Below are 12,501 nucleotides of genomic sequence, written 5' to 3'. Positions count from 1 at the left end.
CGTCACTACTGCCATATCCGATGGCAGTCCGAAAGCTAGACGCCAACGTGAACTGACGATCCGGTCGGCGTCGCGCGAAGGAGGATGCGCCCGTCACGGCGTGTGGTTAAGACCCGCCTGAAATCGCCGTTGAGATACACGCCTTGGGTACGCGCGCGATACCACGCCACCGTTTCTTGGGTCGCATACTCGATGCCGGAATCCGATATGATTGTGAGCTGAGGTCGCCACCCATTGACATAGAGTCCCTCGCAGCAGCCGTTGCGTCGACCATGATGTGAGGCGACGAGAACGTGAACCTCCGCCATAGATGCGCGAAAATCGGGCCGGTCGAGCAAGCGGTTCCAGCCCTGTACCTCCATGTCCCCCGGGAAGCAAACCACAAGGCCATGGCAACGCAGAATGCACACCATGCTAAGATTGTTCTCGTCCTCGAAATCGTAGGGGTAGGTGTTCCAAAACATCTGGATTGAGAGGCCACCCAAGTCCGGTTGCGGCGGAACAGTGCCAGTGTAGGTCGTCATCATCCGCGCCAGGCTCTCAATTCCCGAGCCAATGCCATTCTGCCCCTTCAGGTAGCGGATCTCGTTCGCGCCGACGGTCGGGTTGCGGTATAAGGCGTTGATGGCCACTGTCTTCCGCAGATTGTGAAGGTCGCTGGCATGGTCCTCGTCCATATTGGTGATGATCAGGCGCTCAAGCGATGTGATCCCGAGTTGTGGCAGATACACCGAGGGGCGCCAGCCGGTGGTGCTGTTATGCCCTGCGTCGATCATCAGGTGCTCGCCGTTGTCGGTCGAGACCAGCGCGCAACCGCCATGCTCCACGTTGAAAATGCGGATGTCCATCACACCGCCCTCCTTCGTATCGCTCTGGGTTTCAATCTCGTATCGAGATTTCCTGCGAGAGCGCGCGCGCGATTGAGGCAGCACCACTCGGGTTGTTTCTTGTCGGACACTGTAATCGCCTTAGGGTTTTTGCTTGCTACGTGCCGACTTTGCCTGACCCCGCGGGATGCCAGTGGTCGAGGCCATGAGCGTTTCGCAACTCAGGATCAACTGAATTCCATATGCGCGGGAAGCCTCGCGGACACCTTCTTTGTTCACCGCAAATATCATGAAAGCGGAATGAAGAATCACGGCTATGATGGCGATGACGAGCCTGCCAGAAGATTGGAGCGCGGGAAGTTCCACGGGTAGCGGCAAAGTCATCGCGATGAGGCAAAGCCCAAGGACAATCACATTCAGAGATAGTGCCACCGGCTTCAGGCCAAAGAGATTGCGGCGAAAGCCATAGGTAAATAGCTCATCCGCCAGAATGCGGAACTTCTTATAATCACGGGTTTGATCTCGCAGCCAATTCCCCGCGCTCGAATAGAATTGTTTGGCATATGCTGGGTCCGAGATCTCATCTTGCGCGCTCGGCGCCTGAATATGAAGCTTCGATGCGACGAAACTCCGATATCGATCCTTAGAGACGGAGTCGATTGTGCCGTCATCTCGGAACCAGAACTCCGGCGTAGCTCGTGTGCCGAGTTTTCTTTCAGCCTTTTTGCCGAGGTTTCTGGCGAGATCAGCGAACGCGACTAGCAGGATTATGGCCATCGTTGCGGATATGGCCTGGGACACGCTGAAATGATCCCAGGGGATAATGAGAAACAGGAAGGCGAGGGTGGGAAGTCCCGCCATAAGTGCTGGAACAACTCTCGCCCGCAGGGTGTAGGCGTCGAAGTGCTTGGAGATACCTACCATCGTGTTTCCCGTCATTGGCGCTGTTGTATGCGTGAAACCGTGACCACAGGTTCCTGGGCGTCGACTTTGTCTGTGGCTTCGACCACCAATCCGTGAAATGCCGCCGGTGTTTTGATGAGGATTACGGCCGGAAATGTCTGGCCGAATGCAAGTTGCACGCCCGTAGCCAAGTCAGTTTTAGAGGCCGGACTATCGGATAAGTGATTATGCCACGTGCCGATCGGGTAGAGCGTGCCGTGGCTATCAGCCACGTATTCGTTGAGGCGATCGGTGAGACCGTCGGTTCCGAGTGAGAACACACTGGCGGAGAATTGGCTGTCCTTCGGTGGGGGAACAATGTCGACCACATGGAAGCTATTTGTCGTTTCGTTGAAGCGCCCGATCAGGACACCTCCGGTCTCAACTCCGGTGTAAGACCCTATCGTCTCATCGATATGGTCGGCAAGGCGGCGGGAAATTCTGACCGATGGCGTCGTGTCACTGTCACCGGACAGCTCAACAAACGTTTCGACCTTGTGATGCTGCCAGGACTGGCCCAGCAAATCTTCATCGACGAGGCCGAGCAGAATTTCCCCGTGCTCGTCCATGCCGTCGTCTTGCAGGACTTTCGACAGCTTCATCGACATCGCGGGAATGGATGCAGAAAGAGCAGCGTCCGACATCCGGGCGGTCAGTGTCGAGCAGCCTTGACCGATCGGGACTAGCTCGCCTCTTCGGTTGAAGACGAGCTTCTGCAGGGCTTTGTCTTTGGCGAAAATGCGGTAGCTCTCCGCGGCAAGGTCTTGGACATTCGGGTTGAGCCCGTTTCCCTCAATTGCGAGGTAGGCAACGCGACCTTTCGCGAAAAGACTAGTCTCGACGGCACGCGGTCGAGATCTGGTAACGTCTGGCAAACAAAGTGCGTCCGTCACCGACGGAGAGCCCGTGGCATCCACGAGTAGGCGGGACCCGCGTGGCCAAGCCTTGAGCCGTTCGTCGTCAGTAATGGTCGTTGCGAGCCAGGTGGCATCTGTAAAGTAGCCGGTAGACGACTGCCCTAACAACCTGACGGAATAGCTCAGGGCTTCTGCCTTGAAATCGTTAAGTGCATCAAACCGCGATCGAGGTATTAGCCCATGTCTGCCGTAATTATGCGGACGCATCGTGCCGCTATCGATTACGATGTCTGGCCCCTTGCCTTCACGAGCCAAATGGACGGCAAGTTTAGATCCGACGCTGCCGGCACCTATCAGTGTCCATTTGGGCGGCTCCGTCACAAAAGCTCCTCCAGCCATGGTCGTCAGCAGCTTCGCGCTGATGGTGTCGCGATGCGCCGCCAAACGAACTTGCTGCTGGCTGGTCGGGCTCAGGTCCTCCGAACTGGAGACCTCGACGACATATGGTAGGATTTCAATTCGGGAGCCTTGACCGATGACCTCCAGTGGCCTTCGAACCATAAGCACGATCGCAATCACGATCGGCACGCGGGCCGGCACTCCTTTGAGACGCGCTTGTAGAAGACCAAGGTGCGATTTGAGCGGCTCTAGCAAATCGAGCGACTGCGCGCGCTCGTATAGGCCCATGACATTTGTGACCGTTTCGGGCGCGTATGTTCCCGCGACCAACTCGCCGCCCGCCGGTGACCGGCCAGGCCAAAACACGACCCCAATCCCGATCTGGCCGTACTGGCTATAGAGTGTTTTTGCTATATCCTGCTTTAGCTGAAGCCGCTCCATCAAATGGCAGCAATAGGATCGCAGTTTCTCGTCGCCGACCATCGTGAAGGGCGCACGAAAGAATGCGCCTCCGCCGTCTGGATTGACCAGCGCGCGAATAGCGTCCGCATCGGCTTCAACATAGTCTTGAAGACGATCCCGGCGGACCGGCTCCCACCCTTGGGTTGGATTGATCAGCTCGGCTGCTGCCGCCTTTTCTAGCCAATCAGCTACCTGGGTTACCAGGCCATAGGGTCCCCTCAGTCGCAAGAAGTCGCGGGGATCGCCATCAATATAGCAGGGGCGCGGGGGTTCACTTGGATTGCCAGGCAAAAGGTGCGGGTGGGATCGGTCAAAGTCGAACCGAAGGCATACGTCTGGGCAGTCTCCTGGATAGTGTTCCGAAAATCGGATGGTGATCGGTTCGATCGGTAGAACGCCGTTCGGACTGGCTCCGTGAGCTTTCCATCGGTTGCCCAAACCGGTATCAACATGGGCGACGATCGATAGGTCGACATCCAGAGTGTTTTCCAGCCTGACGACGCGAGGATGCGCCTGAATCTGGCGCACCGCACGCAATATTGCAGAAGAGGGCGATCTCAATCGTCGTCACCGTGCTTGAACGGCTGTGAACCGAGTGCACTCTGACTTCCGGCTGCAGCGCCGGCGAGGCCGAGTATGGCAGGTGCCGCAATCTTTGCCTTTGCCGAGCGTTCTTTTTGTTTGGGACCGCCGGACGACGTGATTTCGAATTCGAGTGGAGCGTCCCCGTTCAGCTCTCCAAGGCACGTGAACGTACCCTTCGCCGGCTCTAGGATCGACTTGTATTCGCGCTTTGCACGGATACACGGCGGGTCGGCGTCGTCGTCCTTGATCTCCTTGCTGCTTGCGAGGATCGTTGCGCCGGACATCGGCTGGCCGAGCGCAGACCTCGCATCTTCCGACACTTCAGCGTCTTCACCGAAATCGGACCAACTGTCCCAGGAGAGGCTATGCCAAGAGCAATGGTGCGGGGCGATCAGGATATCGTACTGGAACTGAGATGGATCGTCGCCATATTTTCCCCAAAGCTTTTCCCAGATGCCGACCTCGGCGTCGCCACCAAGCAGATAATAGCTCGGGTTCTGGAGGTCTGATTTGCCGAGCGAGATGCTGATGACAACGCTCGAATTGTTCTTGCTGAGAAACTCGGCCTCTTCTTCGTCCTCGGCCAGAATCGGAGCGAGCAGGTGGCCGGAGAAGGTGTTGTCGGTCACACCGCAAATGGTCTGGAAGACATCTCCACCGACAATCAGAATCTCCGTCAAGTCGTCCGTTTTTCCGCTTTCGTCCTCGCCGAGAATTTTGATGCGATCGCCATCGTAGGCGTAACCGTTTGCACGGAAGTGCCGGACGCGGCGACGCGCCTCAGCGGCCCAGGCCTTGGCGTCCGAGCACAGAGTATGGTTGCGGGAGGCTCGACGAAAGACGATCGGAGACGACCACATCTCGCGGATCACAATCTTGTCGTCTGCCTTCTTCCAGTCACCAAGCGGACCGAGATGGAAATGCTTTTCAAGGCCACGACAGTGATCTGCATCAGGATGAGTCAGCAGGAATGCGTGGACGTAGAGGCGGCCCTCGTCATCTCTCGACAGGCGCTCTCGCAGTTGTTTTGCGACATCCGGAGTGTCATCCGATGGATCATCGGCCGCTGCGCGGATATTGATGTCAACGATGATTGTATGCCCGTCACCGGTTTCGATGAGTGTCATATCTCCATTGCTGACCTTAAAATGTGTTGTTTTGGCTGCCATTGCTCGAAACCTCGTTCTCTACTCGTTCTCAATTCGCGCGTAGAAAGCGAGCTCTGCACCCGACAATTCGACGCAATGCCATTCCCAGTACGTTGACGGCACCTCCCCATGCCTCCATAAAAGGTAAGCACGAGTACAAAACCAATCAAGTAATGCGATGCATCTTTTTTGGATTAATCGATAAAGAAGAGGTGTCCATGACGGAAGCCGGCGATCGAAATCTAAGGTGGGGCGTCTCTAAACGTTTGGAATTTATCGATTTTCGATTGTTCTGGCAGGGGGCGTTCAATCGAAAAGATATTGTGGATTTCTTCGGGATCTCGGAACAACAGGCCTCATCCGACATCGCTTTGTATCAGAGCCGAGCTGAGAAGAACCTGACGTACGACCGCAGCCAAAAGAGCTATGTGCGTACCGCTCACTATTCCCCCGAATTTGTGGGACCGTATTCTGACCGCTACCTTCTGCAGCTTATGGCCGTGCAGAGAGGTTGGATGAGCGAGGGGGATACTTGGTTCTCCGAAAAGCCGCCTGTTGAAGTCGTGGGATCCCTGAAGCGGCGCGCAACAAGCCCAAGCCATCTGCTACATATCCTCGACGCGATCAAACAAAACGCTGAATTGGAAGTCGGCTACGCGTCGCTCACCGGATCCACCCCAGGCCTCCGGGTGATCGCTCCGCATTCGTTCTTGTTCGCCGGTGGCCGCTGGTACATTCGTTCCTGGTCGAAGGAGCACAATGATTTTAGAGATTACAGTCTAAACCGCATTACGAGTGCTACCCTCCTCGGAAAATGCGACGTCAATTCGACTATGGACCTCGAATGGCACCATACGATCGAGCTTGTGCTCGTGCCAAACCCACTGCTGGAAGAAGCGAAGCGAGGGGCAGTTGCCGCAGAATACGACATGACCGCCAACGAACTTCGGGTGTCCTGTCGATTGAGCGCCGCGTTTTATCTTATCAACGAGCACAGCCTCGATGTGCCCTCGGATGCTGTGAAGCCTGAGAAGCAGCAGCTCGTATTGAAGAACCTTGATGACGTGGTTCAGGCGCGCGCGGTTGTGAGAAAACTATCAACGGATGCGCTCCGCAAAATGAAGGAATCGAAGTTCGAATCCTGACGGCTGCAAGGTAATTCAATACGATGACTATCACTGCTATGCTTCTGTTCGGGAGCCACGCGCGCGGGGACGAAGACGTCTATTCTGATACGGACCTGCTTTTGATTTCGCAGGACGACCAGCCCCGGCACATCCAAAAAGGCCATCTGTCAACCTCAATCTATCCGGTTGACGACCTTCTTAAACGCGCTGAAAATGGGGATCTGTTCGTTTGCCATATCGTTCGTGAAGCAAAGGCAATCTACGATCCTCTAGATCAGCTGGCGCTGCTTCAAGCACATTTCTTACTGCGGGCCTCGTATGAGCAGGAAATTCAGAATGCCTCTGATCTGGGCTGGTTTATCATCGACTACGGTCACGACAGCAATCGAACATCGCTGCTCAATCGTCGGATCGCATGGTGCGTTCGCACGGTCTTGATTGCCCGATCCGCCGAACAGAAAAAGCCCGTATTCTCAGCAGACGAGCTTTCCGCGTTTGCACGATCGGATGACGTATTGAAGCTGATCAAAAACAAAGACACAGATCGCGTCGATGCTGGAGCGATGAAGATGCTGCACGAATTCCTAATTGAATTCGGGAAAGACAAGTTCCAACGAGGACCTATCGGCTATGGCGCTTATTTGAAGCGGTTTTCAGACACATCGAATACGGTCGCTCTGGCGTTCACCCGGGCGGAGGGAGATGCAGCGGTCGCAGATTATTGACAGTTGGAAAGAGGAAAAGAGCTACAACTGTCATGTTGTTTCGGAAACGCTGCGCCATCTCTTCGTCTCCCGCCCGGATAGCAGCGGCCTGGTCACGGTATAGCAATGAATAATAGTCCTCCTAGGATAACCTTTGACACCAACGTCTTAGATATCCTGCATACACCCGACCGCGAGCCCGAACACATGGACCCGACTGATGCACGAGCTTTAAGGAAGGCGATCGTCGATGGCAGGTTGTTGGCACGAGTATCTGAGGCGTCGGTCTTCGTGGAGTGCCTGTCTTTCGAGGACAAGCTTGCCTACCTCGCGGTGGTACTCACCAACAACCCCCGTCCGTCGCCCGACCCAAAACGTGTGGCCGTTTTTAGCGACTTGGCGTCGATAGGTATCAAGATGCTGCATGCCCCGATCGTCGGTGCAGAGAAGTTCATCGACGTCATGGAATGGGCACCAGATGATCTGCTGCCGGCGAATGAACGGAACGAAAGATTTGGCGCGTTCTGCAGGCCCTACCCGAGGCACCAACCGCTGGTGACCTACGGCAACAACCTGCTCTTGGGGCAACCGCCGGTTCCTGCAGGTAAGGTGACCCGTACTGGCCCAAACAGCCACTCGAGAGAATTGCCCCAAGGTTGGGCCATTGCGCTTAAACGAGCTTGGGACAATGCGGCAGCATCTGATCGCAAGCAGGTAAGGAAGGTCGTTGGTCCGATAATAGGAGAATGGTGTGATGTCCTGATCCTCGGCTCGCATCTTGCCTATGGAAACGACGTATTTTGCACGGCGGACCGAGGAGAGTCAGCAGGATCTAACAGTCTCCTTTTTCACGGCAATCGTGTTAATCTTGCCTCGCAGGGCATCATTATCAAGTCGCCAACCGAGGTTCTCGCAATGATCTCATGACAAGATACGACCTCGATCTGGTGGTGGAGAGCCTGAAGCTTTATGGTCGGCTCCAATCCAGCTTGTCAGACATCGCCCATGCCAGCTACTGTGCAGAAGTGTTGCTGAAGGCACGGCTGGCCATGGACGCGCCGAGGCACAATACATTCGCAACAAAAGGAGTTCACAACGTCGCTGGTCGCTCCGCGACTTCCTGCGAGTCGTAGAGGTGAACCTTGTCACAATGAGCGCCTTTATTCTTGACGCTGTCCTTGGTGCAGTGTGGCAAAAAATGCGGGGGACAAGGCGACCCAGGATTAGGTGCCGCCTTCTATTACCCAGCGTGAGCTCCTATACATCAGAGGTTGATTTTCTAAGAGGCCATCCGTGGCGGACCTAGCTGCCGATAAACCCTTTCGCGTCTTGACGTTGGATGGAGGTGGAGCGAAGGGCTTCTACACCTTGGGCGTGCTTCACGAAGTCGAGGCCATGCTCGGCGAGCCGATTCATGAGGCGTTCGATCTCATTTTCGGAACCAGTACTGGCGCGATCATCGGCACGCTCCTAGCTATCGGTACGCCGGTCCCGAAAATCCACGAGCTTTACCGGAAACACGTGCCGGACGTGATGCGCCCCAAGGACAAGGCACGTCGGTCGGCCGCGTTGAAGAGGCTGGGCGACGAGATTTTCAAGGAACAGAAGTTCAATGCTGTGAAGACTGGTTTGGGTGTAGTCGCGACCAAGTGGGTGATGGAAACACCCATCATATTCAAATCCGACCCAAAGCAGGCTCACGGTCGCGCGGCTACCTTCGTTCCCGGGTTCGGCTGCACCCTAAGCGACGCGGTGCAAGCGTCCTGTTCTGCCTACCCCTTCTTCACTAGACGGCAGGTCAGAATCGACGGGGACGAGCTTCTGCTGCTGGATGGTGGGTACTGCGCGAACAACCCGACACTGTACGCGATCGCAGATGCCGTCCGCGCGTATAAGGTACCCCACGAACGCATCAAGGTCCTGAACGTCGGCGTGGGCGACTATCCTGTTCCACGCGTGAAGAAGTTCACGAAGGCATGGTTCATCTCCTGGGCGGAGGAAGCCGAGCTAATCCAGAAAACCTTCAACATCAATGCTCAGTCGATGGAGCAGCTTCGCCGCATCCTCTTTCCCGACGTCGAGACCGTCCGCGTAAGCGAGGCATTCACCGAACCGTCAATGGAAACCGACCTTCTCGAATACGACCTGTCCAAACTCGACCTGATTCATACCCGCGGCCGAGATTCGTTCGGCAAGCAGGAAGCAGCGATCCGGACGCTTCTGCGTTAGTGGAGACCTCATGCCCATTTCAGACCAGCAGCTGCAGACGTGGTCCCATCAGGGATCGGTGACGCAGTCCAAAACTACCCACGAAGCTATTAGAGCCGTTCTGAACAGCACTGACTCGCCGTATTACCTGAAGTCATTCGACGACTTCCTCCAGGGGTCCTACGCGAACGACACGAACATCTATGCGGACAGCGACGTCGATATCGTGATCCGCCTCACCTCAACGTTCTACGACAATACCGATGACCTTCAGGCCGGAGAGCAGGTGGCATACCAACGTGACCGCGTTCCCGCTGACTACGAGCTGTCAGATTTCAAGAGAGACGTGACCGCCTGGCTGAGACGGCACTATGCCGGTGTCACGGTAGGCAACAAGGCGATTTTCATTCCGGGAAACGGCAACCGTCGGGATGCGGATGTGCTGGTTTCAGCGGAGCACCGGCGCTACACGTCATATTCGGGCTTTATGGACCCGCAATATAATGAGGGCATAGTATTCGAGACCGCGGACGGCCGTCGCATCGTCAACTACCCGCGCCAGCACCGGACGAACTTGTCAGATAAGAACCAAGCGACGGGTTCGTGGTTGAAGAGGACCGTCCGCGTCTTCAAGAACATGCGAAACCGCATGATCGAGGAAGGCTATCTGGACGCCGGAATAGCGCCCTCATATTTCATTGAAGGTCTACTCTATAACGTCTCGAACAATCAGTACGGCTACAGTCAACTGATGTCGGTAACCAACTGCCTCAATTTCATTCAGAACTCTAACAGGGATAACCTGACGTGCGCGAACGAGCTTCACTGGCTTGTGCGCGACTACCAAGACGTTTGCTGGTCGACCTCGAACTATGAAAGGTTCCGCACCAGCCTCAGAATTTTCTGGAACAGCTACTGACGGTTTTCAGGAAGTCGGTCTGCTGAAGCTGTAGGTTTGGTTCTTGAGGAGAGGCAATGAAGGAGAACACTACCAATCTCTTCATGTGGGGGTACCAATCCCATTTTCGGTTCAGCCTCGAATATCTGGCCAAACGCGTCTTCGAGTTGATTGGTGCGGATATCGACCCCAAGGTGTTGCTGGTGGGCCTGAGGCGACCTGAGCTTTCGACCGTGCACCCCGTCTGCATCGAGCCTGAGAAGGGTGAATGGTCGTTGGCGCTGTTTGACCGTATCACTGATGAGGTGGACGAGGCAGTCACCAATCATCCGAAGCAGCGCGTATTTTATGGCGATGAGGTATCCATGCGAGAAAAGCCGGACAATATCCGGCGCCTGGCGATTGCAGAGCAGGTGCAGCGTCGGCTTGATGTCGAGGGACACAAGCAAGGCCGGCGCACATTCTGCAGCACGCCTTACCGCGTCGGCGACTACGATGTCGTTTGCGCTCTGCAGGTGCCCGAGCACTTGTTCCGCCAGCATCCCTCATTCGAGGCAATTTGGAACTGCGAGCCCCATGAGGCGAGCCTCGTCCACTCCTGCATCAGCCAAATTCTTGAAGAGGGGCGGCACGGCCTCATGCGTCCAGATCCAGGGCGGCAAATTGGCGATGATGCGATGCGTTCCGCTCCAGAGGTGATCAGGCGCGCTGCTGCCAGTTTCATGCGGACGCCGTTCATCGAAGGCAGGTTCGCTGATTGCGATATGTTCGATGCCATCAACGCCATTTCGCAGATGCAGTATGAGGGGGAAGCAGGGGCCGGTAAACTGGTCTTTGCGGCCTCGGACGATCCTAATCTGAGCTTCGTGTTGAAATTCGAACGCCCGGCGGCGCTGACGCAGACGCGCTGGGCACGAAAGCTATTACAGATGGCAACATCTGAGGCGGCGCTCATAGCCGACTACAACAGGATCGTTGGGCTTGGAGACCTTTCAGACGTCAGCGCGCCGCCCATTTCTGTGAATTTTTGAGTCACGATCAGTGGGATCTTAGGCGAGGCGAGCAGGTGCTCATGCGTTGCCGCTTTGGTGAGGCGCGCCTGCCCCAGGAGACGATCGGCAAAGAACGCTTTATTGACAATATGCGTCGCGTCTTTGATTCGATCGACGCCGCCGCGATTGGCAGGTTTCGCACCATTCTCGATATACTTGCGCAACTTCCTCACGGCGGCTCGCTGGTGATAGCGAGCGATGCAGCGAGTGAGGCCAAGCGCCTCGAGCGCCAGGGGACCGTCATCAGCCCAACGCCACTGAACAAGGCGCTGATCGAGCGCGCTACCCTGATCGACGGGACGATCCTCGCCGACGTGAACGGCGTTTGTCATGCGGTGGGCGTGATCCTTGATGGCCCTGCCTCAGTCGAGAGCACGCCCTCGCGCGGGTCGCGGTATAATTCGGCGGTTCGTTACGTTGCGGCGGCCTCGGTTCCACGTATGGCGTTTGTTATTTCCGAAGACCGCACACTCGACGTCGTGCCGCTTCTGCGACCGAGTGTCGACCGGAGCAAGATTGAGCAGGCTGTTGCAGGCATCGCGAGCGCGACCAGGCCCACATATTACAAATTTCGAGCCTTCCTCGATGACCATCGCTTCTACCTTAATGAAGAGCAATGCCTGACGGTCAACGAGGCTCTCGACCGGATCGAGGCGGAGCCGATCGAGATGGGCAAAATCACCATTGTGACCCAGCGGTTCAAGCCGCACCCCTCGTTCAACGAGAGCTATCTGAAAGGCTGAGCCGCCGTCGGCTCGCATTATTGGGGCTCACGATCCGTTGAAACATTGCGATGTGGTATCTCGTGAAACGCGTTGGACGAGCCATCGCCCGATCCGCTGCCCGATGACCGCTTAGGGGGCACAAGCGGCCGCAGCCCAAGCGAAGTGCAAACTGCCGAAGTGGGTTTGGAAAAAGGCGGTAGGGCCACAGCAGCCCAGCTGCAGCTTACCGATGCCCGGCCTCCAAAACCGACAGTATGGTCCCCATATCAGCCATTTCAGCTAAGGTAAGTTTTGGGCTCGCCTACGAATCTCCTACAGAGGGAATTTCGTAATAACGGGGTCCTTGGTTCTGATCCTTTCAAGGCGATCAATATTCGCGGACGCGTCTCACCAACTCTTGCGCGGCATATTTTACACGACCACCCTACGTTCTGCAGTGGTGGAAATGTGAATCTTTGACGCGGGCCGGTGGTGCGACTGAGATCGCCAACTGCCTCCCTAATGCTGTCCATTTCCTGGGCTGGGGATTCCTGCGCATGCGGCATGCACGAGAGAGCGCTATCGGCC

Annotated in this window: 11 protein-coding genes; 7 read left to right on the top strand and 4 right to left on the bottom strand. The window is 56.1% G+C overall.

Going from position 1 to position 12,501, the window contains the following annotated elements; translation table 11 throughout:
* Positions 1-35: 35 nt before the first annotated feature.
* The 4 genes from AF337_RS06935 to AF337_RS06915 all read right to left on the bottom strand — a co-directional run bounded on the left by AF337_RS06935 (position 36) and on the right by AF337_RS06915 (position 5,241).
* Complete coding sequence (locus tag AF337_RS06935; protein ID WP_049731548.1) at positions 36-848, bottom strand: ComEC/Rec2 family competence protein; 813 nt, start codon at positions 846-848, stop codon at positions 36-38.
* Between the two features lie 120 nt (positions 849-968).
* Complete coding sequence (locus AF337_RS06930; protein ID WP_049731547.1) at positions 969-1,751, bottom strand: hypothetical protein; 783 nt, start codon at positions 1,749-1,751, stop codon at positions 969-971.
* An 11-nt stretch (positions 1,752-1,762) separates the two neighbouring features.
* Positions 1,763-4,048: an anti-phage 6A-MBL system cap2_3 protein gene (locus AF337_RS06925; RefSeq protein WP_082336761.1), complete on the bottom strand. Its 2,286-nt coding sequence runs from the start codon at positions 4,046-4,048 to the stop codon at positions 1,763-1,765.
* Positions 4,045-5,241, bottom strand: a complete 1,197-nt coding sequence (locus AF337_RS06915; RefSeq protein ID WP_049731544.1) for an anti-phage 6A-MBL system MBL-fold protein — start codon at positions 5,239-5,241, stop codon at positions 4,045-4,047. Before AF337_RS06915 ends, AF337_RS06925 begins: the two co-directional genes overlap by 4 nt.
* Positions 5,242-5,438: 197 nt before the next feature.
* On the opposite strand from AF337_RS06915, the gene AF337_RS06910 reads away from it, so the two are divergent.
* The 7 genes from AF337_RS06910 (at position 5,439) to AF337_RS39875 (ending at position 11,952) form a co-directional block, all read left to right on the top strand.
* On the top strand, positions 5,439-6,365 hold the full coding sequence (locus AF337_RS06910) for a BrxR family helix-turn-helix transcriptional regulator (RefSeq protein ID WP_049731552.1): 927 nt from the start codon (positions 5,439-5,441) through the stop codon (positions 6,363-6,365).
* A 23-nt stretch (positions 6,366-6,388) separates the two neighbouring features.
* Complete coding sequence (halB, locus tag AF337_RS06905) at positions 6,389-7,072, top strand: anti-phage Hailong system nucleotidyltransferase HalB (protein ID WP_049731543.1); 684 nt, start codon at positions 6,389-6,391, stop codon at positions 7,070-7,072.
* 105 nt (positions 7,073-7,177) lie between these two features.
* On the top strand, positions 7,178-7,978 hold the full coding sequence (locus AF337_RS06900) for a hypothetical protein (RefSeq protein ID WP_049731542.1): 801 nt from the start codon (positions 7,178-7,180) through the stop codon (positions 7,976-7,978).
* 366 nt (positions 7,979-8,344) lie between these two features.
* Entirely contained in the window at positions 8,345-9,280 is a 936-nt protein-coding gene (locus AF337_RS06890; RefSeq protein ID WP_049731540.1) for an anti-phage phospholipase, read from the top strand.
* A gap of 10 nt (positions 9,281-9,290) precedes the next feature.
* Positions 9,291-10,178, top strand: a complete 888-nt coding sequence (locus tag AF337_RS06885; RefSeq protein ID WP_063844309.1) for an anti-phage nucleotidyltransferase — start codon at positions 9,291-9,293, stop codon at positions 10,176-10,178.
* A 56-nt stretch (positions 10,179-10,234) separates the two neighbouring features.
* Positions 10,235-11,188 carry a hypothetical protein gene (locus AF337_RS39880; protein ID WP_049731539.1) on the top strand — a complete coding sequence of 318 codons (954 nt, stop codon included), beginning with the start codon at positions 10,235-10,237 and terminating at the stop codon, positions 11,186-11,188.
* 41 nt (positions 11,189-11,229) lie between these two features.
* Positions 11,230-11,952 (top strand): diadenylate cyclase, encoded by a 723-nt coding sequence (locus AF337_RS39875; RefSeq protein ID WP_049731538.1) that lies wholly within the window; start codon positions 11,230-11,232, stop codon positions 11,950-11,952.
* Positions 11,953-12,501 lie beyond the last annotated feature (549 nt).

It is taken from the genome of Rhizobium ecuadorense, assembly GCF_001187535.1.
GTDB classification, from domain to species: Bacteria; Pseudomonadota; Alphaproteobacteria; order Rhizobiales; family Rhizobiaceae; genus Rhizobium; species Rhizobium ecuadorense.
This window is presented reverse-complemented; position numbering and strand designations above follow the sequence as displayed.

Coding starts and splice junctions, on each gene's coding strand:
- AF337_RS06910 (WP_049731552.1), top strand. CDS start 5,439: ATGACGGAAGCCGGCGATCGAAATCTAAGGTGGGGCGTCTCTAAACGT.
- AF337_RS06930 (WP_049731547.1), bottom strand. CDS start 1,751: ATGGTAGGTATCTCCAAGCACTTCGACGCCTACACCCTGCGGGCGAGA.
- AF337_RS06885 (WP_063844309.1), top strand. CDS start 9,291: ATGCCCATTTCAGACCAGCAGCTGCAGACGTGGTCCCATCAGGGATCG.
- AF337_RS39880 (WP_049731539.1), top strand. CDS start 10,235: ATGAAGGAGAACACTACCAATCTCTTCATGTGGGGGTACCAATCCCAT.
- AF337_RS06935 (WP_049731548.1), bottom strand. CDS start 848: ATGGACATCCGCATTTTCAACGTGGAGCATGGCGGTTGCGCGCTGGTC.
- AF337_RS06915 (WP_049731544.1), bottom strand. CDS start 5,241: ATGGCAGCCAAAACAACACATTTTAAGGTCAGCAATGGAGATATGACA.
- AF337_RS06900 (WP_049731542.1), top strand. CDS start 7,178: ATGAATAATAGTCCTCCTAGGATAACCTTTGACACCAACGTCTTAGAT.
- AF337_RS39875 (WP_049731538.1), top strand. CDS start 11,230: ATGCGTTGCCGCTTTGGTGAGGCGCGCCTGCCCCAGGAGACGATCGGC.
- halB (WP_049731543.1), top strand. CDS start 6,389: ATGACTATCACTGCTATGCTTCTGTTCGGGAGCCACGCGCGCGGGGAC.